Source organism: Dyadobacter sandarakinus, assembly GCF_016894445.1.
In the GTDB taxonomy this organism is placed as follows: domain Bacteria; phylum Bacteroidota; class Bacteroidia; order Cytophagales; family Spirosomataceae; genus Dyadobacter; species Dyadobacter sandarakinus.
On the sequence record NZ_CP056775.1, the window covers coordinates 5,106,823 to 5,133,767 of the forward strand.

The 26,945-nt window shown below is 46.8% G+C and carries 25 protein-coding genes; 4 read left to right on the plus strand and 21 right to left on the minus strand.

Going from position 1 to position 26,945, the window contains the following annotated elements; genetic code table 11:
• The first annotated feature begins 253 nt into the window (after positions 1 to 253).
• Both HWI92_RS21050 and HWI92_RS21055 read left to right on the plus strand, forming a co-directional pair.
• Complete coding sequence (locus HWI92_RS21050; RefSeq protein ID WP_204658950.1) at positions 254 to 934, plus strand: MotA/TolQ/ExbB proton channel family protein; 681 nt, start codon at positions 254 to 256, stop codon at positions 932 to 934.
• Positions 935 to 945: 11 nt separating this feature from the next.
• Entirely contained in the window at positions 946 to 1,338 is a 393-nt protein-coding gene (locus HWI92_RS21055) for an ExbD/TolR family protein (RefSeq protein WP_056292104.1), read from the plus strand.
• A gap of 130 nt (positions 1,339 to 1,468) precedes the next feature.
• On the opposite strand, the gene HWI92_RS21060 is transcribed toward HWI92_RS21055, so the two are convergent.
• The 9 genes from HWI92_RS21060 to HWI92_RS21100 all read right to left on the minus strand — a co-directional run bounded on the left by HWI92_RS21060 (position 1,469) and on the right by HWI92_RS21100 (position 10,346).
• Positions 1,469 to 2,503: a Gfo/Idh/MocA family protein gene (locus HWI92_RS21060; RefSeq protein WP_204658952.1), complete on the minus strand. Its 1,035-nt coding sequence runs from the start codon at positions 2,501 to 2,503 to the stop codon at positions 1,469 to 1,471.
• An 11-nt stretch (positions 2,504 to 2,514) separates the two neighbouring features.
• The gene (locus tag HWI92_RS21065; protein WP_204658954.1) at positions 2,515 to 3,138 is read right to left on the minus strand and encodes a Uma2 family endonuclease; all 624 of its coding nucleotides are present in this window, start codon (positions 3,136 to 3,138) and stop codon (positions 2,515 to 2,517) included.
• 129 nt (positions 3,139 to 3,267) lie between these two features.
• Positions 3,268 to 3,891: a Uma2 family endonuclease gene (locus HWI92_RS21070; protein ID WP_204658956.1), complete on the minus strand. Its 624-nt coding sequence runs from the start codon at positions 3,889 to 3,891 to the stop codon at positions 3,268 to 3,270.
• Positions 3,892 to 4,034: 143 nt separating this feature from the next.
• The gene (pyk, locus tag HWI92_RS21075; protein WP_204658958.1) at positions 4,035 to 5,474 is read right to left on the minus strand and encodes a pyruvate kinase; all 1,440 of its coding nucleotides are present in this window, start codon (positions 5,472 to 5,474) and stop codon (positions 4,035 to 4,037) included.
• 25 nt (positions 5,475 to 5,499) lie between these two features.
• Positions 5,500 to 8,004, minus strand: coding sequence for a replication restart helicase PriA (gene priA / locus HWI92_RS21080; protein WP_204658960.1), 2,505 nt, complete (start codon positions 8,002 to 8,004; stop codon positions 5,500 to 5,502).
• Positions 8,004 to 8,474, minus strand: a complete 471-nt coding sequence (locus tag HWI92_RS21085; protein WP_204658962.1) for a type II toxin-antitoxin system VapC family toxin — start codon at positions 8,472 to 8,474, stop codon at positions 8,004 to 8,006. Before HWI92_RS21085 ends, priA begins: the two co-directional genes overlap by 1 nt.
• Positions 8,474 to 8,701 carry a hypothetical protein gene (locus HWI92_RS21090; RefSeq protein WP_204658964.1) on the minus strand — a complete coding sequence of 76 codons (228 nt, stop codon included), beginning with the start codon at positions 8,699 to 8,701 and terminating at the stop codon, positions 8,474 to 8,476. The genes HWI92_RS21085 and HWI92_RS21090 overlap by 1 nt, the downstream gene beginning before the upstream one ends.
• A 54-nt stretch (positions 8,702 to 8,755) precedes the next feature.
• The gene (locus tag HWI92_RS21095) at positions 8,756 to 9,364 is read right to left on the minus strand and encodes an aminotransferase class IV (RefSeq protein ID WP_204658966.1); all 609 of its coding nucleotides are present in this window, start codon (positions 9,362 to 9,364) and stop codon (positions 8,756 to 8,758) included.
• Positions 9,342 to 10,346 carry an aminodeoxychorismate synthase component I gene (locus tag HWI92_RS21100; RefSeq protein WP_204658968.1) on the minus strand — a complete coding sequence of 335 codons (1,005 nt, stop codon included), beginning with the start codon at positions 10,344 to 10,346 and terminating at the stop codon, positions 9,342 to 9,344. Before HWI92_RS21100 ends, HWI92_RS21095 begins: the two co-directional genes overlap by 23 nt.
• Positions 10,347 to 10,491: 145 nt before the next feature.
• Here HWI92_RS21100 and HWI92_RS21105 point away from each other — a divergent pair, with 145 nt between their 5' ends.
• Entirely contained in the window at positions 10,492 to 11,499 is a 1,008-nt protein-coding gene (locus HWI92_RS21105; protein ID WP_204658970.1) for a YpdA family putative bacillithiol disulfide reductase, read from the plus strand.
• Positions 11,500 to 11,574: 75 nt separating this feature from the next.
• Here HWI92_RS21105 and HWI92_RS21110 read toward each other — a convergent pair whose 3' ends face one another.
• Positions 11,575 to 12,699: a WD40/YVTN/BNR-like repeat-containing protein gene (locus HWI92_RS21110; RefSeq protein ID WP_204658972.1), complete on the minus strand. Its 1,125-nt coding sequence runs from the start codon at positions 12,697 to 12,699 to the stop codon at positions 11,575 to 11,577.
• An 84-nt stretch (positions 12,700 to 12,783) separates the two neighbouring features.
• Here HWI92_RS21110 and HWI92_RS21115 point away from each other — a divergent pair, with 84 nt between their 5' ends.
• The gene (locus tag HWI92_RS21115; protein ID WP_204658974.1) at positions 12,784 to 13,086 is read left to right on the plus strand and encodes a YtxH domain-containing protein; all 303 of its coding nucleotides are present in this window, start codon (positions 12,784 to 12,786) and stop codon (positions 13,084 to 13,086) included.
• Positions 13,087 to 13,150: 64 nt separating this feature from the next.
• On the opposite strand, the gene HWI92_RS21120 is transcribed toward HWI92_RS21115, so the two are convergent.
• From HWI92_RS21120 to glf, 11 genes are all read right to left on the minus strand, one after another.
• Positions 13,151 to 13,696 (minus strand): DUF4136 domain-containing protein, encoded by a 546-nt coding sequence (locus HWI92_RS21120; RefSeq protein ID WP_204658976.1) that lies wholly within the window; start codon positions 13,694 to 13,696, stop codon positions 13,151 to 13,153.
• A gap of 24 nt (positions 13,697 to 13,720) precedes the next feature.
• Positions 13,721 to 15,709: a DNA primase gene (gene dnaG / locus HWI92_RS21125; protein ID WP_204658978.1), complete on the minus strand. Its 1,989-nt coding sequence runs from the start codon at positions 15,707 to 15,709 to the stop codon at positions 13,721 to 13,723.
• A 6-nt stretch (positions 15,710 to 15,715) separates the two neighbouring features.
• Positions 15,716 to 16,465, minus strand: a complete 750-nt coding sequence (locus tag HWI92_RS21130) for a TerC family protein (protein ID WP_204658980.1) — start codon at positions 16,463 to 16,465, stop codon at positions 15,716 to 15,718.
• Positions 16,466 to 16,803: 338 nt separating this feature from the next.
• Positions 16,804 to 17,772 carry a glycosyltransferase family protein gene (locus HWI92_RS21135; RefSeq protein WP_204658982.1) on the minus strand — a complete coding sequence of 323 codons (969 nt, stop codon included), beginning with the start codon at positions 17,770 to 17,772 and terminating at the stop codon, positions 16,804 to 16,806.
• Entirely contained in the window at positions 17,769 to 19,163 is a 1,395-nt protein-coding gene (locus tag HWI92_RS21140; RefSeq protein WP_204658984.1) for an O-antigen ligase family protein, read from the minus strand. The genes HWI92_RS21135 and HWI92_RS21140 overlap by 4 nt, the downstream gene beginning before the upstream one ends.
• Positions 19,151 to 20,512 carry a CDP-glycerol glycerophosphotransferase family protein gene (locus HWI92_RS21145; protein WP_204658987.1) on the minus strand — a complete coding sequence of 454 codons (1,362 nt, stop codon included), beginning with the start codon at positions 20,510 to 20,512 and terminating at the stop codon, positions 19,151 to 19,153. Before HWI92_RS21145 ends, HWI92_RS21140 begins: the two co-directional genes overlap by 13 nt.
• A complete protein-coding gene (locus HWI92_RS21150; protein ID WP_204658989.1) occupies positions 20,505 to 21,215 on the minus strand; it encodes an acylneuraminate cytidylyltransferase family protein in 711 nt (236 codons plus the stop codon). The genes HWI92_RS21145 and HWI92_RS21150 overlap by 8 nt, the downstream gene beginning before the upstream one ends.
• A 1-nt stretch (position 21,216) precedes the next feature.
• On the minus strand, positions 21,217 to 22,356 hold the full coding sequence (gene neuC, locus HWI92_RS21155) for a UDP-N-acetylglucosamine 2-epimerase (RefSeq protein ID WP_204658991.1): 1,140 nt from the start codon (positions 22,354 to 22,356) through the stop codon (positions 21,217 to 21,219).
• Complete coding sequence (locus HWI92_RS21160; RefSeq protein ID WP_204658993.1) at positions 22,344 to 23,363, minus strand: N-acetylneuraminate synthase family protein; 1,020 nt, start codon at positions 23,361 to 23,363, stop codon at positions 22,344 to 22,346. Before HWI92_RS21160 ends, neuC begins: the two co-directional genes overlap by 13 nt.
• Positions 23,360 to 25,690 carry a GumC family protein gene (locus HWI92_RS21165; RefSeq protein WP_204658995.1) on the minus strand — a complete coding sequence of 777 codons (2,331 nt, stop codon included), beginning with the start codon at positions 25,688 to 25,690 and terminating at the stop codon, positions 23,360 to 23,362. The genes HWI92_RS21160 and HWI92_RS21165 overlap by 4 nt, the downstream gene beginning before the upstream one ends.
• Positions 25,691 to 25,802: 112 nt before the next feature.
• Positions 25,803 to 26,906, minus strand: a complete 1,104-nt coding sequence (gene glf, locus HWI92_RS21170; RefSeq protein ID WP_204658997.1) for a UDP-galactopyranose mutase — start codon at positions 26,904 to 26,906, stop codon at positions 25,803 to 25,805.
• Positions 26,907 to 26,945 lie beyond the last annotated feature (39 nt).

Here is a 26,945-nt window from a genome sequence, read left to right on the forward strand (position 1 = left end):
GTAGTAGCACTTAATTTTCTGCAAAGAAACAATGCGATCGGCAGATTTCCTTAGATTTAATAGAGGTTTAATGGGGAGGGTGGGCGGAAGATAGGCGCGCCGGCCGGGGTATATACGAAAGGTAAATAGTAACCCCGATCATTAAAAACTTCTATATTTGCCCTTTAAACAATAAGGGTTAACCCCCTCCGTTTAGAATCAAAGCTTTTTGGCACTGAATTAACCGCTGTTTCCATTCACATTTTTCCCGAATATGATGCTTCTTCAAGCACTTACTGACTCTACCGTGGCAGCGCCTGTAGCTGACCAGGGGCTTTCCGTTATTGACCTTCTTGCCAAAGGCGGGTGGGTAATGCTTCCGCTTGGATTGCTGTTTCTGGCTACTCTTTTCCTGATCATTGAGCGTTTTCTCGGGATTGGTGCCAATGGAAAGATAGAGCATCAGTTTGTCGATAATGTAAAAGATTTTATTCAGCAGGGAAACCTGAAATCGGCCGAGTCACTGTGCCGTAACCAGCGCAATGCTGCCGGCCGTATTCTGGAAAGGGCAATCGGGCGCATCGGATACCCGATCAAAGACATTGAAACAACCATTGAAAATGCAAGCCAGATCGAGATTCAGCGGATGGAAGGTAACCTTCCTTACCTGGGTGTGATCGCGGGTATTGCGCCTATGCTTGGTTTTGTGGGTACAATTTCGGGTATCATCCGTATTTTTTACGACATTTCTATTTCCAACGACTTTAATATCAGTACCATCGCAGGTGGTATGTATGAGAAAATGATCACATCCGGATCCGGTCTGATCATCGGTCTGATCGCTTATGCAGGGTATCACCTCCTGAACATGAAGATCGACCGTTTTGCGTTAAGACTGCAGATGGCGGCGTCGGACTTTCTTGATGTATTACAGAAACCCGTTGCAGCTAAATAATCCAGAGTATCATGAAAATACGTCGAAAGAGCCGGTTTGCGCCCGAAGTTTTTACGCACTCCCTCAACGATATTATGTTTTTCCTGCTACTGTTCTTTTTGATCATCTCCACGATGTCCAATCCGAACGTAATCAAGCTGATGCTGCCCAAAGCATCGGCTACGCAGCAGATGTATAAGAAGCAGATTACCTTATCGGTAGATGAAAACAAAGGTTACTTTATTGACAAGGAGCCTATCCCGTTTGACAGGCTGGAAGCCGAACTGCAGAGTATTTTTGCCAATGTGGAAGAACGTACGGTAGTACTGCGGGTTGATAAAAATCTGGCCGTACAGGATCTGGTGGATGTACTGGAACTGGGTGCCAAAAATGATATCAAGATGGTGATGGCTACTGCAAAGTAGTTTTTATGGAAAAAGGGAGAGGGGAGTAAAGTAAAGGAGAAAGGGAATAAAGGAGTAAGGGAGAAAAGGTGGGTGGCTGATACCGCACTTTTTCTCCCTTTTTCCTTTACTCCCATCCTCCTTTTCCCCTTTATTCCCTTCCTCCTTTATCCGCACTATTATAAATCCTTTCCACTATTCCCTGCAAAATCGCACCTTCTTCGGCCTGGCAGATGTTGGAGGGTTTTCCTTCGCAGGCATCCAAGAATGCCATCGTGTTTTTAAGTTGAATGTCGGTTTCTTCCAGATGGTTGAAGTGCATGTCAGTCAGCTCATCACCCATGTCCGTATACAATGCAGGTGGATGCAGCGTTGCACCTCCTCTGGTACCAAACACTTCGAGGTTGACGCTCTTTTCCAGTTTCGTGTTCAATGCAAATGCGGCCGATAGCATGATACTGGCATTGTCTGCGAATGACAGATGTGCAAAGCATGCATCCTCCACTTCAAAAGTAGCCGGGTCCCATGTACCCATTAATCCCTTGCCGCCCTTTTTTCCAATGTAATCATACGTATTGGCAAGCACCTTGGCGGGTATCGGGTAGTCGAGCAAGCCCAGCGCCAGGTCAAGTACATGCACGCCCAAATCCATGAGCGCGCCTCCTCCCTGAATTTCCTTATTGGTAAAATTGCCCCAGCCGGGTATTCCTCTTCGCCTTAGAAAGTGGGCTTTGATATGGTAAATCTGCCCAAGCTGACCTTCCTGTTTCAATCTGGATAATAATGCGTACTCGGGTGTCTGCCGCAGTTGAAAGTTGTAGGCAAGGACTTTGTTTTTACTGCTGGCAAGATCTGCCATTTCCCGCGCCTGATCGGCATGCAATGCGGGTGGCTTTTCACAAAGTACGTGGCAGTTGTTGTTAAGTGCCTGTATGGTGAAGGGATAATGCAGGTTGTTGGCCGTGGCATTGATAATGATGTCCGGTGCTGCTGCTGCATACATTTCATCCGGTTGGTCAAATGCGTGCGGAATGCCGTACTTAGCCGTCAGCAGCTTTGTCTTTTCCAGATCACGTCCGCAAATGGCAATGATCTCGACCCTGTCCGAAAGTGTTTTTAGCGCAGGAATGTGGTTTTGCTCGGCAATATGGCCCCCGCCGATGATCGCTGCTTTGAATTTTGTCATGTAAATATGGCTCACGCAAATTCCGAGCCTTTTTCTTTAAGGTAAGCGCCTATATTGCAGGTGATATCATCCAGTATGTGAACCGGCACATCCCAGTTGCTGATGATCCATTCCTCGTTTGGCCGGGCGATAATCACTTTTCTGGATTCTGTCAGAAACCAGATCACCTTCTCGGTACCGAAGTCGAGGAGTTTTTTGGTTTTCAGGTTAATGTAAGCATTTTCTGAGATGTCTTCCAGCTCAATGCTCAGGTCAACTTCCAGTGAAATTTTGGGAGGTACCTGCGCATAGCTTTTGTTGATTTTATCAATCGTAAGAACATCTTTTTCATAAATCAGGATATCGCCTGCAATGTTGTTGCGCTTGTCAATATGAATGCCTGCCTCATTTGTTGCGATAATAAAACGTTCTTCTTCCAGGTTTTTGAACAAAATCCGCAACAGATATTCAATGATGTAAAACTGCAATGAACTTGAACCCATTATATCCTCAACTGCTTTCGTTTTTGCAAGAACTTCGCGGTAGCCTTTGCGGTAAAGTGGCTTACCGTCGATTACTTCATGAATTAAAACGTTGGGTACAGTTTGTCCGCCGATCTTATGAGTGGCGGTACTCGGATATGGCGTCGCTATCATAGTCTTTGAAATTGCATGTTTTCAAATATACAAATTTTGCAGAGCCGATGCTGCCGGGTTTTCCTGCGCCTGCACCGGGCAGATGAGCGGGCATAAAAAAAGAGCAACCGGGATGATTGCTCTTTCAGTTCAGGCAAATTCGGAGCCTTTTTCTTTCAGGTATGCTCCTACATTGCAGGTGATATCATCCAGTATGTGAACCGGCACATCCCAGTTGCTGATGGTCCATTCTTCGTTTAGCTGCGCGATAATCACTTTTCTGGATTCTGTCAGAAACCAGATCACCTTCTCGGTACCGAAGTCCAGGAGCTTTTTGGTTTTCAGATTGATGTAGGCATTTTCAGATTGATCTTCCAGTGCTATACTGATATCTACTTCAATGCAGATTTTAGGACAAACGCCAGCGTAGCGCTTGTTAATCTTATCAATGGTAAGTTGATGATTGTCAAATATCAGCAAATCAGCGGCGAGGTTGTTGCCTTTGTCCAGGTGCAATCCTGCTTCATTGGATAAAATTGTATACTTATTATCATCCATGTGCCTCCCTATCCAAATGGTAAGATAGGTAATGATAAATGCCTGCAATGAACTTGAACCCATTATATCCTCAACTGCTTTCGTTTTTGCAAGAACTTCGCGGTAGCCTTTGCGATACAGGGGCTTACCGTCGATTACTTCATGGATTAAAACGTTGGGTACAGTTTGTCCGCCGATCTTATGAGAGGCGTTACTCGGATATGGCGTCGCTATCATAGTCTTTGAAATTGCATGTTTTCAAATATACAAATTTTGCAGAGCCGATGCTGCCGGGTTTTCCTGCGCCTGCACCGGGCAAATGAGCGGGCATAAAAAAAGAGCAACCGGGATGATTGCTCTTTCATTTTCTATACATTTTGTTATTCTACAACACTCAACTTCACGGTGTTTGTTTTCCGCTGGCGCGATACCGGCATACTCAGCGTGTTGATAAACACATCGCCTTTTTGCAACTCACCTTTTTCAAGAAGGAAAGTCTTGATATCCTCAATCAAATCGTCGGTAGAAATGTCCTGATCTTTGTCGTAATAATAAACCTTTGTGCCCCAGTAAAGTGCAAGTTGGTTCATCAGCGTCTTGTTCGATGTGAAAATCAGCAGGCTTGCCTTCGGACGGTGATGTGACAAGCGGAAGGACGTATATCCGGAACGCGTGATGCCGATGATCGCGCTTGCCTGTGTATCACGGGCAAGGCGGCACGCACTCATAACCACATTGTCATTCAACTTGTTTACACCCGGACTTTCATTGACAAATGCATGGTGCTTGAAGTAAATGCTGTTTGTCGACGATTCTACCTTCTCAATGGTACGAGTCATACTTTCCACGGCAAGAAGCGGGTATTTTCCGGAAGCTGTTTCAGCACTGAGCATCACGGCATCGGCACCGTCAAGTACGGAGTTGGCTACGTCGTTGAGCTCGGCGCGGGTAGCACGCGGACTTTCAATCATGCTTTCCAGCATCTGCGTAGCTACAATCACCGGCTTACCGGCCCTGTTGCATTTGTCAACGATCATTTTCTGAATCATCGGTACTTCCTCAGCCGGAAGCTCCACTCCCAAATCACCACGCGCCACCATGATCGCGTCGGTAGCTTCGATAATTTCGTCGATATTCAGAATAGCTTCCGGCTTTTCGATCTTGGCTACCAGCTTTGCAGATTTTCCTTTATTGGCAATATATTCTTTAACCTTGATTACCTCAGCGGCTGTCCGTACAAAGGATAACGCAACCCATTCCACATCATTTTCCAGTCCAAAATCCAGATCTTCGTAATCTTTCTGTGTTACCGAAGGCATTGAAACGCGCGTATTCGGGAGGTTAACGCCTTTTTTGGATTTCAGATAACCGCCGTAAATCACTTCCGTAATCACATCGCTGCCATCAATGCCGGTAACCAGTACTTCCAGCTTTCCGTCATCCATCAGGATACGGTCACCGATTTTTACATCATTGTACATCCCATCATACGGTGTGCTCACTTTTTCAGCAGTTCCCAGTACTTCTGTGTTGGAAAGAATCAGCTTGTGGCCCGGCTCGATCAGGACACCATCTTTTTCCGCTACCAGACCGATACGGATTTTCGGTCCCTGCAAATCCTGCAAAATGGCCAGATTCAAACCATACTCCTCATTAATTGCCCTGATGGTATTAAGTCTTAAAAGATGGTCAGCGTGGGTACCATGTGAGAAATTGAGACGAAAAACATTAACTCCTGCTTTCGCCAATGCATATAGTGTTTCTTTCGATTCCGAAGTGGGGCCAACGGTTGCAACAATTCTGGTTTTTTTGGGAGACATAATGTGAAATGCGGTAAGAAATGATTTATAGACAGTCTACGTCGATCACGACCTGTATGCTTTTAAGCGTCTTGTCGGTCAGAATGTCAGTTACTTTTTCCTGAATAAATGACTTTGCCGCCTTAAAATTAATCTTTTCTCTTTCAAGTTTGATCAGAATGTCGAACAAAAACTGATTTCTCACCCTTTCTACAAGGGGCGGCTGCGGCCCGAGAACGCGGCTCAAACCCAGGTTTGGCAGCAACTTGTCGGCCAGTGCCCGGGCGGCTTTTGCAGATACCTGTTCATCCGGATGTTTGACGGTCACTTTGATCAGTCTTGTAAAAGGCGGATAGCCAAACTTCTCCCTTTCAGCAATTTCAGCTTCATACATGCCTTCATAGTCATTATTAACAACCTTTTCCAGCAGAGGCTGTCCGGGATTGTTGGTTTGTATGAGCACCTTTCCAGGTCGTCCGGCCCGCCTGCCTGCGCGCCCGCTTACCTGTGTCAGCATTTGGAATGCCCGCTCCGACGCCCTGAATTCGGGAAAGTGAATGATCCGGTCGGCGTCGAAAATACCTACAATGCTTACATTATCGAAGTCAAGACCCTTGCTGACCATCTGGGTCCCCACCAGAATATCCGTACCGCCTTCTTCAAAATCCTGTATGATCTGCTGATAGGCGTTTTTGGCGCGGGTAGTGTCCAGGTCCATCCGCTGCACACGCGCTTCCGGAAACAGGACGTGGAGCTCATCTTCAATCTTTTCCGTCCCGTAACCCATTGTTTTTACGCGTATGGAGCCGCAGTTGGGACAGGTGCGCGGTACCTCTTCCTTGTGCCCGCAATAGTGGCACCGGAGTTCATTCATCCGCATGTAATAGGTAAGACTCACGTCGCAGTTGGTGCATTGCGAGATCCAGTTGCACTCTTCACATTGCAGGTAAGGAGAATACCCGCGGCGGTTCTGAAAAAGAATGGTTTGTTCCTTATGTTCCAGGTTGTAGCGTAAATGGTCGAGCAGTACGGATGAAAATTCGTTTTTCATCTTGCGCGACTTCTTTTCCTTTTTGATATCAATCAGTTCAAATGCAGGCAGTACTGCATTGCCAAACCGCTCTTTCATCTCAACCAGTCCGTATCTGCCGTTTTTTGCATGAAAATAGCTTTCGAGAGAAGGGGTAGCCGATCCAAGCAGTGTTTTTCCCTTGTGCATATAAGCCAGGATCACCGCCACATCGCGCGCATTGTAGCGCGGGGCGGGGTCATGCTGCTTGTAGGATGTTTCGTGTTCTTCGTCAACAATGATCAGTCCCAGGTTGTCAAAGGGCAGGAATATGGCCGAGCGTACGCCTACGACAAACTGAAACTTGCCGTCGAGAATGCCTTTCCAGACTTCTACGCGCTCATTGTCCGAGAATTTGGAATGATAAATCCCCATGACATCTCCGAAAACCTTACGCAGCCGCACGACGATCTGGGCGGTAAGCGCAATTTCGGGCAGGAGAAACAATACCTGCGAGCCGCTGGCCAGTACCTGGCGGATCATTTCAATGTAAACCTCCGTTTTGCCGCTGCCGGTAATACCGTGAAGAAGTACAACTTCTTTTTGTTGAAAATGTTCGTGTATCTGTCGGGATGCTTCCTGCTGATGCTCCGTCAATGCTATGGGGCCGTTTGCAGCCGCGGGAATTTCATCAAACCTGGAAATAAAAATCTCGAACTGCTCAAAAATGCCCTTTTTAACGAGGGTTTGCAGAGCGGCGTCAGAAAGACTTTTATCCTGAGAAAAAACCGTTTTATCAAGCCCGCCAAGGTTCAGGTCGGGGTTGTTGTAAACGGGTACGAAGCTGAGGTATTTCAGCAGGATTTCCTGCTGCCGCGGATTTTTTTCGAGGGAAGACGTGAGCTTTACCAGTGCATCATTGGACAGGTAGCCCTGCGCAAGCCGCACTTTCCTCACTACCTTCGGCTTGTACCGTTCTTTTACTTCTTCAAATAAAATAACTGCGCGCTTGCCTACCAGTGACTTGATCAGTTTGGTAATGTTGGTACGTGCGGTGAGCCGCTCTACTTCCTCGTAAGACAAAGTCTGATGCTTCCGGATTTCGTCAATCACCACGCGCTCTTCGTCTGTCAGCAGGTCTTCATGCTCGAACTCGGGATTAAGCTGTATCCTCGACTGGCTGGTAATTTTCAGTCCCGCAGGCAGTGCCACGTTCAGCACTTCTCCGATATTGCAGAGATAGTAATCCGCGACCCAGTAGAAGAGGTCAAGCTGCCGGGCCGTAACGATGGGCTCATCGTCGAGCAGTTCCAGAATATATTTTGCCTGGTATTTGACGGGCGGGTTGCTGTGGATCTGGGCTACTACGGCCGTAATTACCCTTTTTTGTCCAAACTGAACAATGACCCGTGCGCCTACTTTGATCATGCTGCTCATTTCCCGCGGAACCCTGTAAGTAAACAGCGAAGGTATGGGTACCGGCAAAATCAGATCGGCAAAGAGCGTGGTTTCTTCCTCGAAGAGGGAAGTTGAAGATAACATTAAGTTGAAGGCTGAAAAAACGGCAAAAGTAATCCCTGATCAATTTTTCTTACCTCAAAGAACACACTGTGTAAATGGTCAAAATCGGAATCAGTGGTAACGAGCTGCAAGCCAAGTAAGGCTGACAGGGAAGCAATCCAAAGGTCATTTTTCCCCATGTTCCTTGGCGTCAGAAATCCATAGTCTTTAAAATCAGGATTTCTCAACTGGGAAAAAGCATCTATTTCGGTGTAAATGTTTATGCATAGCCTGCTAATATCTATGATATTGATCTGATCCAGAATATTTTCGAGCAGGTTCATGCGGCCGGTACCACATTTGTTTTGTAAGGCCAGCGATTTTATTTCTCCTTCACAAACAACTGAACTATAAATCGGATAGTCTTTGGGATTCAGAAAGTTTATTAATCCCGCATAATCCACAGCTCTGACAATGCTCAGGATGATATTGGTGTCAAAAAGAACATTCATTATTTTGTTTGATCAAGCTGATGCATTAATGCATCCCACTCAGCGGATGAAAATGGCTCAGTAGAGGGGTTATTTTGCAGTGCATTGATCATGCTTGCATTATTCTTACCAGTCTTTTTACCAAAGACCATAGCTCCGCCAGCTAAAAGAACTTCCTCTGGAGCGTGCGTAAAATCAGGATTTAAGTTCTCAGATTTACTATTGTATGTTGGGGTTTTTAGCTTCATGATCAGACTTGCTTATAATCAAATATATAAATTTTAGAGCTAAAAACAGCCGGATCAGCTTTGCAGTATCTCACACACATCCAGCTCCGGCGCGTTATCCCAGTCGATCATCGCATTGAACAGTTTGATGCGGCTGTATTGCCCTATGTCTGCTTCCCGGATTATCGCTTCCCGGATCATACCACGATTGAGCAGGGCAGCTCTCTGGGTACCGGGCAGCAGGGGTGTGGAAGGCGTTAGCCATGTATTCCCGTCGTAAAAGGCCACATTGCAATACAGTGAATCGGTAACTAGGCCATTTTTGATGATTAAAATTTCATCTGCATTGCGGCGGGCTGAAAAAAGTGCATTTAGCTCCATGCGGTCATCATATTTATAACGATAATCGATCGTGTCACTATACATCCGCCTGATTTGCCTGATCTGCCTGAAAGTATAGGTTTCCCACCGGACATCATCAATTTCTTTTCCATAGGCAATGCGGCATTTATGCAATGTATGGTCCACTGTATCGGGAATGCTTACAAGCTCCGCAAGGTTCCACATATCATGGTACCCCCATAACTCACGCCGCGTCCGGTTGAGGCGGGCTTCATGGTAGGGGAGGTTTCTGAACTGCCGGTTTTCGATACAGATGGTCTCAATGCACAGGGTGTGGGGCATGACGAAATGGTAAGTAAACTTTGTCTATCATTTCCTGGTATTCGTCGGCAGCTTTGCTAAGGGCAGTAATGCCGCCTCCGCTTTTAAAAACCAGCTTTTCACTTTCTTTTTCAATAAAACGGATCATCACGGCACTTTCAAAGTTTTCCCCGTCAAAATACCCCATCACTCCGGTGTAATAACCGCGCTCGTACCCTTCGGCTTCCCTGATGATGCGCATGGTACTGGGCTTTGGTGCTCCGGTGATGGAGCCGGCAGGCAGTAGTCTGAGCAGCAAATCGCCGAAATTCCTTTCAAAATCATCCGGCAGTGCACCCGCAATTTTAGAGCTAACCTGTAACAATGTCTTTTCAGACGTATTCAGCTGGTCAATGTAACGGTAACGTTCTACCCACACCTTTTGCGCCACCATGCTCAGGTCGTTTCGAATCAGGTCCACAATAGTCGCATGCTCGGCAGCTTCCTTGAAATCGTTTAGGATCACCTGTGCGGCATCAGGAATGGCGGCATCAATCGTTCCTTTCATCGGGAATGCAGAGATGCGGCTTCCCGTGATTTTGATAAAGATTTCGGGAGAAAAACAAACAAACTGATCGCGGTACCACATGCGGTAAGGCGCATCGCTGTAGTCGTAAATTTCTGAAAGTGTCAGATTGGTTTCAATATGCGTCGGCTGCGAAAGGTTGACGAGGAAAGAGTCACCCGCTTTAAGCCGTGCTTTGACCTGGTTGAATTTGGGTAGATAATCGTCCAGGCTTTGCGGCTTCTTGTGAAAATAAAAGCTGCCAGGAGGCTCAGCAGGCATTTTCACTGCATCATTGCTGAATCCGTTCAGATCAAAACGAACCATTGCAGCATCCGCATCGGCTACCTGCCATGCCAGCGGTTTTTCAGCCAGATAGTCAATCAGAAACACAAAAGGAATTCGTCTCCTGCCCCATTCATTAAGGTTTTGCCTGAAAATATCTTTGGAGCTCGTCAAGTTTGCTAAATGGCTGTGCGGTGAATTCGTGCAACGCTGAGCTAATTTACAAAGTTCAGAAACCAATATCTAAATTGGAGGGTTAAAATGGAGGGATAAGAACCGGTCATTTCCGGTTCGTTTTGCGTGATTATTCTTTCGAAAAATGCATATATACGATGTTATTGTGATCGGTGGCGGTCCGTGCGGGCTGGCCATGGGTGTGGAGCTGGCAAAGAGCGGCCTCGACTACCTCATTCTCGAAAAAGGCAACCTGACAGAGTCTATCCGGCGCTACCCGAGGCGCATGCGTTTTTTTTCAACGGCTGAAAACATCGAAATCGGAGGTATTCCCTTTGCTATTTCGGAAGTGAAAGCCAACCGGAACGAAGCCTTGCAATATTACCGTAAAGTAGCAGGCTACTATCATCTGAATTTCAAGCTCTTTGTTGATGTAGACCGGGCTGAAAAGCAGTCCGACGGTACTTTCCACGTGTACACTCATGACGGTCAGACGTTCCATTCCAGGAATGTGGTACTGGCAACGGGCTATTTCGATGTACCAAGAATGCTGAATGTGCCCGGTGAAAACCTGCCGCACGTTTCACATTACTATGATGAGCCGTTCAAATATTCATATACCAATGTAGTGCTGGTAGGAGGGTCCAACTCCTCGGTAGAGGCTGCGCTGGAATTGTATCGCCACGATGCACACGTCACCATTGTGCACAAAGAGGCGGATTTCAGGACTAAGGTCAAGTACTGGCTGGTGCCTGATGTTAAAAACCGCGTGAAGGAAGGTAAAATCCATACGCGCTTCAACAGCATCACAAAGGCCATCGAGCCTGGGCGTATGCTGATCGAAAACATTGAAACCGGCGAAACCGAGTGGCTTCCGGCTGATTTTGTGTTCCTGCTCGTAGGCTACCTTCCCGACGAACATTTGCTTGCGCGATGCGGGGTTACGCTGGATCCTGTCACGAAGGTTCCGGTATTCAATCCTGAACATTACGAAACCAATGTACCCGGGCTCTACCTGTGTGGTACCGTGATGGCGGGCGTTTTTACGGAAAAAGTTTTCATTGAAAACGGCCGGGAGCATGCCGCAGCCATTGCCGATCACCTGAGCGGAAGGGAAGTCAGGAAAGTAAAGGAGCTGATTGATCGTATCTGATCTTTCAAAAAGCTTATTCAGGAAAAAGCAAAGGAAAGATGTTTACCATAAACACAGCATTCCGGCTGTTACCGGCTATTCATCAACAATAACCAGCTTTCTCTTGCCTTTTTTGGTAGATATCTTTTCAATCTTCCCGATTAAGCCGTTTGCGCCGACTGCGTAGCCCACGTTTCCTGCAAAGCTTACGGCATGAAAGCCTTCCTTACCCAGCACATGCCACGACTTGCCCCGGTCGAGCGAGTAGCTGCTGCCGGAAGGACCGGTAGCGACCAGCGTATAGTTATCTGCCCGGATCTGCGTGTCCCCGTTCCAGGTTGCATTGGTTTTATGATAAATACCCACTGCCTCTTTCAGGCCTGCCGGGCGCGTCATACCTGAAAGTTTCCATGTAATTCCCCCATCTGTGGTGAGCAGTACATTTTGTGCAGAATCCGTAGTCCTCTTGTAATCTCCACCCACAGCAATACCATTTTTTCTGGACCAAAAATGCAATCCAAAGATACCGCTCGTAGAGCCGGCAGGTAGTGGGGTAGCGGACACCTGCCAGGTTCGCCCATAATCTTCCGACCTGAAAACCCTGGCAAACCTGCTTCCGCCAGTACCAATGTAAACCACGCCCTTGCCGGTGGCAAAGATGGACGTACCGCTGGCTGCAAAGCAAGCCTCGCCCGGTTCCGCCTGGGGACGTGCTTCCTGCGGCAGCTCCTGCCAGGTTTTTCCACCATCCTCCGTAGTCAGGATCAGCAGCCTGCCATCCACCGGGTCACCCAGGCAAATACCCCTGTTTTTATCCCAGAAATCGATTCCATCCAGAAAAACCCCAGCTTGTGTAGACCGGTACACAAGCGACCAGGTGCTTCCTCCGTCTTCGGTACGGTAAATTCTTGCCTTGTCTTTGTCGGATTCTCCTGCGCTCATGGCAACCGCTACGTCCTTATCGAACGCGTGCACATCCCGGAAATCCAGCGAGTCGGCATCCGGTAGCCTGAACGTCCTCCATGATCGTCCGCTGTCTGCCGTTTTCAAAACAGTTCCTTTTGTACCGCCTATCCAGCAGGTATTGGACGATACTGCATGTACCGCGCGCATGTGAATGCCCGTTTTAATATCCAGGATTTTCCATTGGGCTGAGGCAAAAAACGGAGCAATGCAGATCAGGAAAGATGTTACGATGCTGAGAAAACGGGGAGATTTCATCCGGTGTAAGCCGATGTTTGATGGCACGGTTATTTTACCTGTGGAGTTTATCTGATGATTATTAACACAAAATAGGAAATTCGTATGAACAAGGACGAGAAATTTTTGATCGGCGCTGTGGGCGCATTACTGACAGGGCTTGCAATAGGCCTGCTTGTTGCTCCTAAAAATGGAAAAGAAACCCGTAAGCTGCTTAAAGACAAAGCAGGTGACCTGGGTGGTACAGCCAAAGACAAATACGAACAAAGCCTTGATGAACTGACCGCACTTGCTGAAAAACTGAAAGAAGGTTTTGTTAAAAATGTGAATAATGTAAAGGAAAAAGCGACGTCAGTTGCTGATAATGTGAATGATAAGGTTCGCAATGTTGCCAACAACAACGCATAGCTACCATCGTATGACCATATCGGGGTTGCTTCTTTACCGGAGCAACCCTTTTTTATGAAATTCATTACGGAATTTCATCGATGATCTTTTTAATTACCGGACTGATGCGATCTTGAAATTGTTCATCCTTGCCGGACAGTATCCCCTCTGCGCCACCCTGCCACATCAGCTTGTTGTTTGCCGCATCCACCAGGTCCAGAATAATTGTTCCCTCCCGGTACTTTCCCACTACCACTTCCTGGCTTTTCCACGAATACCGCCGCTGGCCCATGTACCTTGGATAGCCGTCGGTGCGGTAGTCGGTCTGGCGGGTTTGCAGCTTTTCCTCTACTGAAATGGCAATGTTGATTTTCAAACCCGGGTCACGTGCTTCGTCAAGTCCTTTTGCCTGCAGATTCTTGGAGATCTCATTTCTGATGATACCGATATTCTTTTCAAAGTTCTCCGGAATGGTATCGCCCGTTGCCTCGATATCGTAAAAACCGAATGTAGTAAAGTCAGAAAGGTGAAAGCCGGCTTCTTTCTTCGTTTTAAGCGTTTTGTAGGATGGTCCGCAGGCAAGCATGGCCAAAGCCAGGCATAGCAGCAATGCCGGTTGCAAGGTCTTCATAGCATTCATACGTTATTTTTAGAATCAACCGATAACACTTCCGAGCTCCTTTGCAGCAGCCATACTCACACCTTTATAAAACATGAACTCGTTCATTACTGCAACCTGCTCCTCTTCTGTCACGGCATGTACAGCACGTTGCAGGCATTCCTTCATCTTTTCTTCGATAAATACCTTTTTTAACCGAAGGATGTTAACAAATGCGGTTTTATCCAGTACATCCGCTTCCTGTGGGACGTAAATTTCATATTTCTCCGACCATTGATCGCTCAGCTCGTACTTTGTCGTAAGCCAGCCAATGGTCAGGTCCCGGATTTCGGGCTCACGATGCTGCAGAAAGTAATCTGTGGGCAGCACTATGCTTCGTGCGTAATTTTCACGGAACAGGGTGAGCAGGTGACGGAAAACCGGATCCTGAAAATCAATGCCGTCGATCTCACCAAGTACATACTGGCAAACTGTAATGTCCGGTTCGAGCTCCCGGGAGCCGAAGAGTACCAGCAGCCGCACAAATGCTTCTTCCTGATACCGTAACTTGTTATGCTGAGGCTTTTGGGTGTCGCGCTGGGCGAGGTCACCGGCAAGCGCGCGCTCTTCCATTTCGTATCCCGGGCCACCTGCGTCCAGCTCATCCGGACCTTCCGGGATATTCGATCTTCCCGGCTTTTCAGCCTGTTTTTGCGTATGGGTTTTCCGCAGCAGCTTGTTTCCTTCTGAAATCAGCATCTGCTCATCCACCTTCATCATTTCTGAGATGCGGTGAAAGAAAACCTGCCTTTTAATCGCATCCGGAATCTTGACAACGCTATTGACCACCTCGCTGATTACAGCAGCCAGTTTGAAAGGATCATTACCTGCATCCTGTAAGAGGATTTCGGTTTTGAAGGAAATAAAGTCCCTGGAAGCCTTCCGGATATGCTCCTTGAATGCCTCAGCGCCTACTTTCCTCACAAAGCTGTCGGGATCGTCCCCATCAGGAAACAGTACAACACTGACATTAAGCCCCTCTTCCAATACCAGATCCAGCCCCCGCAAAGCGGCTTTCACACCTGCCACGTCACCGTCGTAAAGAATGGTGATATTGGGGGTAAACCTGCCAATCAGCCTGATCTGCTCCACTGTCAGCGAAGTTCCCGAGGAGGCGACCACGTTTTCTATTCCAGCCTGATGGAGCGAAATAACATCCGTATATCCCTCAACCAGGTAGCAGTGCTCTTTTTGCCTGATCGCATTTTTGGCCTGATAAATACCGTAGAGTACATCACTTTTATGGTAAACTTCCGTTTCCGGCGAGTTGAGGTATTTGGGCTGGTTACCACGGCCATGCTTATCGGCTTTCAGGATGCGGGCGCCAAATGCAATGACCTTGCCGGCTACATTGTGGATGGGAAATATGACGCGGCCACGAAAACGGTCGTAACCAGCCGTCTGGCTTCCTTCACGATGAATGAGCAAACCTGCTTTTTCAAGTATATCAACAGAAAATCCCTTTGCCAGGGCTTCCCTGGATAGCGCATCCCAGGTATCCAGGCTGTATCCCAGCTCAAATTTCTGACGCGTCTCCTGTGAAAAGCCACGTTCCCGGAAGTAGCTTAATCCGATCGCCTGCCCCTCTTCAGTGTCATGTAACTGATTGACATAAAAATTCTTGGCGAAATTAAGAATGATGTACAGGCTCTCCCGTTCGTTTTGGCGGAGCGCCTCCTCATCGGTAACCTGCTCTTCCTCAATTTCAATGTTATACTTGGCGGCCAGGTACCGCAGGGCCTCACCATAGCCGATACCATCAATATCCATCACAAACTTGATGGCATCCCCGGCAGCGCCGCAGCCAAAGCACTTGAAGATCTGCCGAGACGGATTTACATTGAAAGAAGGCGTTTTTTCATTGTGAAAAGGGCAGCAGGCAGAATAGTTAGCGCCCTTTTTCTTAAGTGATACAAAGTCCCCGACCACCTCTACGATGTCCGCAGCTTGCTTGATCCGGTCAATAGTATCGGGGTTTATTCGCATGGTTAATCAGTTTACCCGGTTATGCAGCTTAACCGGTTCCTTGGTGGTTTTGTCCAGCTTCATATTCAGCAATTCCACGAAAAATGAAAATGCCATAGCGAAGTAAGCATAGCCTTTCGGAATTTCATAATGGAATGCTTCGGCTACGAGCAGGGTACCTATCATCAACAAAAATGATAGCGCAAGTATTTTAATGGAAGGATGATTATTTACAAAGTCGCCAATTTTACCCGCAAATGCAATCATAATGAAGGTCGAGGCAATCACCGCCAGGATCATAATAGGTACTTCCTTCACCAACCCCACGGCAGTCAGTACCGAGTCAAAAGAAAAGATAATATTGAGCAGGGCGATCTGAATGAGGGCACTTCCAAATGTCATTGACTGCTTTCCGGAGCCGATAGCAGGCGTTTCCTCGTTTTCGCCTTCCAGCTTGTGGTGGATTTCCTTAGTGGTACTATATAATAGGAAAAGCCCGCCGGAAAGAAGGATCAGATCGCGTCCGCTGAAGCCATGCCCGAAGAGGGTCAGCAAGTCCTGTTTGAGGCCAATCACCCATGATATGGCAAACAAAAGCGCAATACGCAGTACCAGTGCAATAAGCAGCCCATTGCTTTGCGCCTTTTTGCGCTGGTCGGCAGGCAACTTGCCCGATACAATGGTGATGAAAATAACATTGTCAATTCCAAGTACGATTTCCAGTAAGGTAAGTGTAAGTACGCTGATGAGTGCGTCAACTGTAAAATATGCTTCCATGAATGGTTTTAAGGTGTTTTGTTGATGTTACTAAAATAGTCGGGCCGTGGAGTGCGGCCAATATTTCAAGATTATTTGAGTATTTTTGTCGTGTTATTCAGCAGGAGGTGAAATTTTTTAAAAAAATTATGCTTTACTTTATAATCGCAACAAGAATTTCACTTTCGAAAGTTTTTTTCTAATTACTTTAGTTTGTTATTTTTGCGTACTGAAAGTCGAACATCGCTCATCAAATTGATGATAAAAGATATTTAAAATATAGTGTGTGTATAGTGTGAAACAGGGCATGGAAATTTTTCTATGCCTTTGTTTTTTATATACAAACCTGAAAATCAGGCTTACACTGCCAGCTGTGTGGTTTTATAAAGCGTGATCAGCGAATCAAGCGCAGATACGGTTTCCACTTTTGTCCAATCCGCAGCGCGCATTCCTTCCAGCAACTCCCATTCCAGGTTAATCGTGCTGACATCACTGAACAACCGGCAACCCGGTGACCTGCTCACTGCATTACTTGCTAAAACTACCTTATGCTGCGCCAATGCTTCCTCAATGCTGATGCATGAACCATCCGTAGTGGTGTTGCGGATAAATCCGTCACAATGGTCGAGTATGCTTCTAAAGTCAAAACTTCCCTGCATTATCAGCACATTGTCCGGGACCTTACCCATGATTTTTTCCAGATATACCCTGTACCGTCCGGAAGGGTCAGCTACTACCAGTACCGAGCGCGGGAATTGGCGCAAGTGGGCTGCAAGCTCAGAAATGCCATAAATTTCCCGTCCATATTTGTCGAATGCTACATTCCAGGCATGTGTACAGAAAACATATTTGTAAGTCAGCCTGAGCCGGGTGAGCATCCCGGACACACTTTCGGGCAGGAGACGCTTGTCGTCGCTGGCTATGTAAACGGGAATGCATCGTGCATTCGGATTTTCAGATAATGCGGGTGCCAGACTTTCTTTATTTTGAACCAGAGGATACCGGCAAAGCCTTGCGGAAAGTCGTACTGCCAGGTTTTTCAATGCATGGTACCGGCCCCAGTTGCCATGGTAAGTAATCATGAGTGTTTTGCTGAAAATACGAGAGAACACAGCCACACTTAGCTGGAACCATGGATTGGAGGTATGCAGGTGAATGATCTGGTAGCGTATAAGGTAATATGCCAAGTGCACCGGAGTGGTTTTGCGAAGGTTGCAGAAGTAAAAGTTTTGCTTTTTAGCAGACAGCCCAGCGACCAGCCTGGCCACATGGACAGCTACCCCGCCAACCGGTGGAGGGACTTTTCCGATGATCAGTACAGGCTTCATCCGGTAAACCTTGCGGAGGTTCTTAAATCCTGCGCATAAAAGTATTGTCCCAGGATGAGAATGGGAGCAATGCAATTGATGGTCAAACTTTTACGTGGTAAAATAACAAAGACGCTACCCACAGTATGATTGAAAATGAGATAGAATATAAAACTGGCAAAAAGGAGCTGACATGCTGTGTTATACAGTATTTTGCTGCCAAGTTCCTGAGCAACAATGTATAGCAGAAAGTAAAAATAAGCAGTGCCTAGTATTCCTTCTTCGGCGAGCAATGTGTAAAAAAGCGAGTGCGCCTCCCGGTACCCGGGTCCCAGTACCTCAAAGCTGCTGATCCCGCTTCCAATAACCGGACTTTCATAGAATATACGCAGGGCAGTTGCATGGATTTCGGATCGACCGCTGATCTGGTGCAGCTTGCCCGCAGACTGTGTGCCGGTCATAAAATCTTCTATTCGCAATTTCCAGGAGTAAGCGAGCTCTCCGGCAGCATCAGTATGCATTAGGTCGGGGCGAAGCATTGCAATGATGCCGATGACGAACAACAATGCAGCAATGTAACGGAATGAACCGTCGAGTGTGAGGGTAAGCAAAAGGTAGGGTACCATCAGCAGCACCGATCCTCTTGAAAATGAAATAACGACCATGATCAGGAGCATCACGATCCCTGCCAGCCTGACCAGCCGCTCTCTATTCCTCCGGCAATACAGCAATACGAAAGGCCATAAGAGGATGAAGTATGCCATGGTAACGTTTGTGTCGGCAATGTTCCTGGTAACCAGCAGGTTGGTGGACCCTTTGTATTGTGAGCCAGCCACTACCAAACCAATGGTTCCAAGACCAAGTACAAAAAAGAGGAGACACAAACTATTCTCTATCCATATCAGAAAGCTGCTTTCAACTGAAACATTTTGCAAAAACAAAAATGAAAGGGGCAGCAGTAAAATATAAAAGAGACAACCTGCAAAGACGACCTCACCTGGCTTCGGAGTAATGAGCAGAAAGAGCAAATGCATTAAAATCCATGCTGCAATGCCCGTTCGGGTTTCTTTTGATAATATAAAAGACCTCTTGCTCAGCTTATCGAAGAGGAAGACAAGCATTAACAAGAAAGGCAGCAACCGCCAGATGGACATAGCCCCTGCCGGAAAATCATACTTTTCAAACAGGTGAATAAACTGGGTTAAGACAGGAATTGATAAGAATCCGAATACCGGATCAGGTTCATTGCTGGCCAGCGTAAGGGCACAAAACACGAAAAAAGCCAGAACAATTATGGTTTGTACCTCACTTTCCCCGGTATCTAGCAGAGATGGTGCGATTACACTGATCAGAAAGATCATTGCTAATGCAGCAATGCAACGAAGGGCTGAGCAGACGATCAATGCATGCATTGCGATATGTAGTAAAGTGTACGTTCAACCGCATTGCCCTTCCCGCCAGCAACAAATGGTCTGACTGCATCAGGGTCTGTCTGTTCAGTCCCGGTAAGCATGGTATCCAAAGCATGGTATAGCTCAGTTTTTGAGTAAACCGTAGTTCCGATGTTTGACTTGTTCAATGGAAGCTGATGTGTGTAGTCGTAATATCGCCGAATTGAACTGTGGTAAGGTTGAAAAGTGGGATCATATGCAATATTAATGACTGGCTTATGGCAGGCAGCGGCATCAAGCCGGAGGGTAGAGGCGATATGGAGGCAAACTGCGCAACTATGCAGCATGGCTGATAAGTTGTAAAGGAAGTCCGCAGCAGGCAGCCATTTGCCAAATGGATGATCTATTGCTTCACTGTTATAATTGCCCCATATTCTAAGATTAGGATCCTTTTTGTAAGAGCCGGAATAGTCAAAGTAATCAGCCGGGTGACATCGCAGAAGGACAATGATGTCTGTTTTCGTTTCTGCATAGTCGAGCAAATCCTGCAAATAGTGTTGTTGGTCCGGTACATGCCTTCCGGGACTGGTTGCAAAAAGTAAAATGCGCTCATTGGCGACGCCCAGTTGCTGCCTGTATTTTACCTGAAAATCATGCGCTGCAAATTGCTTGCTTTTATGCAGGTCAAATCGGGGTATACCGGTAATACGAATGATGGTTCGACCGTCAAAAAGTTTGTAAAACCTGCGATACTCTGCCGCCATGATGTGATTCCAGACGAATATATTATCGTGTTCAGCATTCATGACACCTTTGGTACTAAGGTTATCCCAGCTGATTACCAAAGCCACAGACTTTACCTTTTTCGTTTTTAGGAAATTGACAACCCGGTTTTCGCGGCTGTCGAGGGGAGATGTAGAGATTACCAAATCATATTTACATGCCCATCGCAATTTTCCCGCATCTATGTACAATGCGTACCAAATGATTAATTTCCTGAGTATGACTAATACTGCTGCCAGCCAGGTATTATGCCGCAACAACCTGGCAAACCGGAAAACCGGTTTTGTAAGCAGGTAACTGCCATATTTAACCTGAAAAGTTTCAATGTCATTATAAACCAGAAAAAGCAGTTTTTCCAGCCGGCGCAGGATCCGCAGTAAGCTATTTTCATCCGGAAATTCGCAGGGATCAATCGCAGCTTTAAGAAAGTAGGTTTTGCAAAAGTTTGATATATCTTCTTTCCCGATTAGGTCAGACATCAGATAGATGTTGTACTTGCGACATAATTGCCGTAGCAGCCCGCTATGAACTACATTCAGCGCTGCAAAGCTGTTGGTGATGAGGATCAGCATTCTTTTTTCAGGCATTTTCGTTAAAGGTAAGTGCGATCTGCTCGGCGACTTTCCAGTCGGCAAGGCTGTCTATGTTGACATGGTTTTCGTGTTCGTCCATCAGAACTGCCATTTTCCCACCAGTTATCAGTCCTTCTTTGATCAGGTACGCAGAGGTAATATAAACTGATCCGTTACGGCAGAAAAAAGGAGGGAGGTCCTGCCGTCGAAATACCCCGGCACTTTCGGGTACAAGCGGCCGGATGGTATGTTCGTCAAGCCGGTATGCCCAGAGCGGGTTGTATTTTGCGGGTATAGGTGCCACAGTAATCAGGCTATCTGCACTACATTTGACGATTTCTTCGATACTCCTGTCAATAATCCGGTCACTTCTGAAAGGCACGGTGGGTTGCAGAAGGCATATAAAGTCAAATATTTGTCCGGTTGCTTCATAGTAGTCCAGCGCATGCTGCACCACGGCAATCGAGGGAATAAGGTCAGTCGCCAAATGGGCCGGACGCGTGAAGGGTGTCTCTACCTTATCATATGATCTGCTTATTTCAAGAATTTCAGAGCTGTCTGTCGAAACCAGGATCGTATCCAGAAGCTGGCTTTGCAGGGCTGTTTCAATGGTATAACTTACCAATGGCTTGTTATTGAGCAGCTTGCTGTTCTTGCCGGGAACCTCCCTGGACTGCTTTCGTGCCGGAATAATGCCGAGTACTTTGGGTGTGTGCATGTCAAAATGTATTCTTTTTGATAATGGATAAAGGACAGGTAGCCAGCAGGTCTGCTATCTGTGAAGCTGCATTTCCATTTCCATACAAATAGCTTGGCTGATAGCGTCCAACTTTCAATTGTTCAGAAGCTGCTTTGGTGATGACGGAAGCCTGATAATCAACGTCCACTACATTGTGTGCACGCTCTCTGCCGGCCTGTCTACTGCCGATATTTACCGCAGGAATACCCAGAAAAGAAGCTTCACGGATACCCGCACTCGAATTTCCGATCAGGCATGCAGATTGGTTTAACAAGCGAAGGAATGATTGGGGGGAAAGGTCTTGCATAATGTGAAGACAATTGCCAAAATCATCATCTAAAGAACTGGGAATCATACCACTCAGATCACAGTGCCCCGGATCGTAATTGGGCTTAAACCACAGGACAGGCATATTCAGCTGCCTTACTGCTTCGAGAGTCTGCTTGACCTGACAATGTGCTTCTCCAAACTCAGTGGTCACAGCATGTTGCATTACAATGAGAAATCTTTCACTTGCAAAAGGAAAATGAATGCCTTTGAAGTCGTGAATGGATTCATCCGTGTTGCTGACAATCTGGTGAGCAAGGTCGATTGCCGGGCAGCCCACCCAATGCACTTTGGCCTGATCTTCGCCTGACCTTACAAGGCGTATCTTTGCCTGACGAGTTGCTACAAAGTGCACGTCAGCAAGGCGGGTAATGGCATTTCGTACTTTGTCATCAATATTTCCGGTCACTTCGCCACCCTGCAAATGCGCGAGCGGAATATTCAGATAAGAGGCCGCAATCGCCGTCGCCATGGTTTCGTGCCGGTCGGCTATGGTGATGACGATGTCAGGGGCCAGTCTTGTAAATACGGCAACCAGTTGTTTGATGGCATGAGCAGTACGTATGGCAGCACTGCCTAAATCATTGCAGGCTGTATCGATCTCGACACATCCGGCCATTTCAAATCCGTCCCTTTGTACCCGGTACTTCATGGAGGACGAGTCTGGATGGGTTTTATCACAAAACACCACCAGTTGAAGGTACAAGGATGTGTGTGCAGCAATGGCGTGAAGCAAAGTCAGAACACGGCAGTAGCTCGCCCGGGCAGTTACGATCACACTTACTTTTCGCATGGTTCAAGGTCATGTTCTTGTAAAAACTCCCACTGTGGCATATCCCGAAGCAGCATGCGGCCGACAGCTTGCTGGTAATTGCGTACATCCATTCCCTGACCTGCCGGTTTTTTTGTTTCAAGGTCTTCCAGCCTGACTATATGCCCTTTTTTCAAATGCTTGTTAAGTGCCAGCGACTTGCCGAATATTTTACTGAGTTCCCGGAAATCCTCATTGTGGAGTTTGTTGACAGGATGTCTCACGGCATTTTCAATTTGCCTGATGCCTTTTACCAAGGAGCTAATCTGCCGCATATCAAGGGAAGCCCTCGCATCCGGACCAAACATGCATTGATCAAATGTTGCATGAACTTCGATTGTGGATGCTCCGTGTGCCGCAGCTGCAAGTCCGGCATAGATATCACCCGAATGGTCCGAAAAACCTGCGGGCACATCATAACGATTCCTGATTTCATCCAGGACATTCAAACCCCATTGCGAAGGTTGAGTGGGGTAGGCGGTAGTACATTGAAGAATTGAAAAAGCGATTTCACGGTTAGTGAGGATAGACGCGGCGCCATCCAGCTCATCCCAGTTACTCATGCCGCTCGAAAGAAGGACATAGTCGGCAAACCGGGCTATTTTTTTTAACAGCAAGTGATTCGTTACTTCACCGGAGGCTATCTTAATTTTTTTTGCCCCGATGTTTTGCAGCAACTCGGCAGCAGCAATAGAAAATGGGCTCGCTACAAAGTCCATTCCATTTGCCGCACAATGCGTTTTCAGACAAGCCCATTGTTCCCTTGTAAATTCGGTCCTGGCCCAGTAATCCATTCTTGTCCGGTCCTCATAGGAGAAATTGATGCGAAAACGTTCGGACATGCTACTCTCCGCAGCTGCAATATGTACCTGAAACTTAACAGCGTTCACTCCGGTACCTGAGAGCGCATCAATAAAGCTGTGCGCCATGCCCAAACTGCCGTCGTGTGCCATGCCTACCTCGGCTATGATGTAAACTTCATTGTTCATGACCGGTATTTTAAGTATTTCGATAACAGAGATTTTAAATGGCCCTCACGCTTCTGCTGGTAGTAATTGTACTGGTCATCTGAGTCTGCCTGTACATCGTTCAGGATCAAATGCAGTAAAGGGAGCTGATTGCGCGCACTTATCTGGCAGAGTTTATCCAGATCACTTTTCCTGGTAAACCCTTGTCTGATCACGTACAGCGATAAGTCGGAATATTGCCCTATCAGCAAGGCATCCGCTAATAAGCCGGCAGGCGGTGAATCAATAATAATGTGCTCATACATGGCTTTCAGGGAAGCAAATAGATCACCCATGTACTCACCCAGTAGCAGCGCAAGAGGATCAGGCGGCGGTTTGCCTGCTGCAATGATATCGAAAGCTAGTCCGGGGGACTTTTGAAGGAAAGTGGATGGGTTTTGACCGGATGTCAATAGCTCAGTTACTCCACATGGGTTCAAATCGAGGTAGGTTGTAATGCCCGGCTTTCGGAGATCCATTTCAACGAGTACAACTTTCCGTCCGGAGCGTGAAAGGGTTTCAGCAAGGTTCATGGCAATCCATGATTTCCCTTCATGACTGGTTCCCGACGTAATAAGTATGACCTGCCGGCTGCGTACATCCGGTAAGAAGTGCAGGTTCGTTCGCAATGTACGGAATTGCTCTGTGATCGCCGATCTGGGTGCAAAAAGCAGTTGTTTTCTTCTTCTGGAAACATGTGTGAGCTCTCCAATAAATGGCAGATCAATCCGTTCAGACACATCTGATTTGCAAAGTACCCTGGTATTAAGTGCCTGACGAAGGTGAAGCAGCAGAAATGGAAGCATCAGGCCCGTAAAGCCGGCCATCACTAAAGTAACCCTTGCATCCGGATGCGTCGGCTCAGGATCAGCAAGAGGCGGATCAATCATCCGTGCATTGGAAATTGTGGATGATTTTGAAAGTGCGGTTTCAAGACGTTTTTTGAGCAGTAATACATAAAGCTCCTGATCTGTTTGCTGCTGCCGGAGCAATCCCTGGTATGTTCGCTCCCATTGCGGCAGCTGCTGCATTTCTGACTCCTCCTGAAGTCTGATACTTCTCAGCGCGGTGAGGTATGTGCTGATTTCTTGCCGATGTGCTTGAATACTTACCTGCAAGTCTGCTTTCAGACTTTTCAGCTGATCTTCCAGCTCACGTATGCGCGGGTACCCGGCGCGGGTTGTTGCAAGGTATTTGGCCTTGGTGGTAAGTACTTCATTGTATCGACTGATGATTGCAGCAAAGGTCGGCTCCTGCAAGGTAAGGCTCGCAGGCAGGGTTTGCTCCGGCCCGCTAACCAGGAATGTTCCGAGATGGGTAAGTACATCCAGTTGCGCATTGTATTTGCTGGCTTCTTGTTGGGTAAGCTGCCGGTTTCGGGTGAGTAGCTTGGCGTGTTCAGTAATGTCAGTCAGCTGATGCCGGCTTTTAAACTTTTGAATGGCGACTTCATCTTTTTGTAGACGTGCTGAAATGACTACAAGGTGCTGCTCAATAAAAGCCAGTGTTTTTGCAGCCCGCCGGCTTTGTTCGGCAGCATTTATTTTCTGATAATTATCAAGCAGCTTGTTCAGGATTGCTTCTCCTTTTTCAGGAAGAATGTCCGTTAATGATAAGGTAACTATACTTGCCAGCTTGTTACTGGCAGTCACTTTCAAACGGGAAGCGTACTGGTTTACAATAGTATGATGTGGTGACAATGTAATAGAATACATGCATTGCTCACCGGGTTTGAAACTCGTTTTCCTAAGAACCGCTCTTCCGCTGCCAAGGCGGATTGTATCCCCAAACCTGCCTGTCACCTGCCGGACGGGACTTAGCAGGCGAAAACGTCTACCATGTAATTCTGTGATTTGATAGCTTGTTGCCTTGTATTGGTCACCGGAATCAAGCAATGTGAGGCGGTAGGGTGACTTTTCGTGCAGTTCAGCCGTTTTTATATCTCCGGCGACCTCATAGCGAACATTTAACTGCAGGTCATTGACAACACTTTGCATTAAAGTCCTGCTCTTCAGTACTTCTATTTCATTATCAACATTGCTTTGAAGTGGAAGTCCACCAAGCTCTTCCATGAAGGCCGACTCAGCGAATTCAGATCCGCGCGAATCATCACGAATCAAAATGGAGCTGGTAATGATATATCGCGGGGTAGCGTAGCGAAGGTACAATAATGCCAGGCACAGACTGGTGCACGTGAAAACCAGATACAATCGCCAGTGTACCTGCATGCTTTTCATAGCGGAGAGAAGGAGTCTTCCGCTATGAAAAGCATATTGCGTTTTTACCTGGGTCTGTTGCTGTTCCTGCATCGCATTAAAGGTGGTGCAGGATTTAGACGCGGGTATCTGGATTAGGTAACTGATTCGACAAAAAAAATCCGGACTATTTTCATAATCCGGATTTTGATATGCTTCAACTGTTTTAGTCGAATATGGTTTTGACTCTTTTCAATGCTGATCCTACAACCTGGTGCATATCGTAGTACCTGTATTCAGCCAGGCGTCCCCCAAAGATAACCTGGCTTTCCTGAGCTGCCAGATCACGATATTGGTTAAATACAGCAGTATTTTTATCATCATTGACGGGATAATAGGGCTCAGCGCCTTTTACCCATTCTTGTGGAAACTCGTGCGTAATCACCGTTTTCGCCTGAGTGCCGAATTCGAAATGCTTGTGCTCAATAATCCGGGTAAATGGTGTTTCTCCATCCGTATAATTAACCACTGCGTTACCCTGGTAGTTGTCGCGATCCAGTAGTTGGTTTTCAAACCTCAGACTACGGTATTCAAGCTGCCCAAACCGGAAGCCAAAATATTCATCAATCGGACCTGTGTATACCACTGTCTCTGCGAGGTCTTCCAGTTCAACACGATCTGCAAAGAAATCGACACCCGTTCTAACCTCTATGTCTTTCAGTAATCCCTCGGTAAGCTTGTTGTATCCACCAATCGGAATACCCTGATAACGGTCATTGAAATAATTGTTGTCAAAAGTAAACCTTACGGGTAAACGTTTGATAATGAACGCAGGTAGCTCTGTTGCCTTACGGCCCCACTGTTTTTCAGTATAAGCTTTGATGAGTTTAAAGTAAATGTCGGTACCCACCAGTGAAATGGCCTGCTCTTCCAGGTTCTGCGGATCTTTGATACCGGCTTCTTCAACCTGCTGCCTGATTTTCTCCCGCGCCTCATCCGGTGTTTTTATCTTCCAGAGCTGGTAAAAAGTGTTCATATTGAACGGCAGATTGTACAACTCGCCATTATAATTCGCGATGGGGGAGTTGGTGTAGCGGTTGAACTCGACAAAGGAATTTACGTAATCCCAGATGTCTTTATCATTGGTATGAAAAATATGCGCACCATACTTATGCACATTGATTCCCTCAACATTCTCGCAAAAAATATTGCCGCCTGTATGGTTCCTGCGGTCAATTACCAAGCACTTTTTGCCTCTTTTGTTTGCTTCATGGGCGAATACAGAACCCCATAATCCTGCACCAACTATCAAATAATCGTACTTTTTCATCAATGTATCTTACGTGGTAACTGCCTGGTTCAAATACAC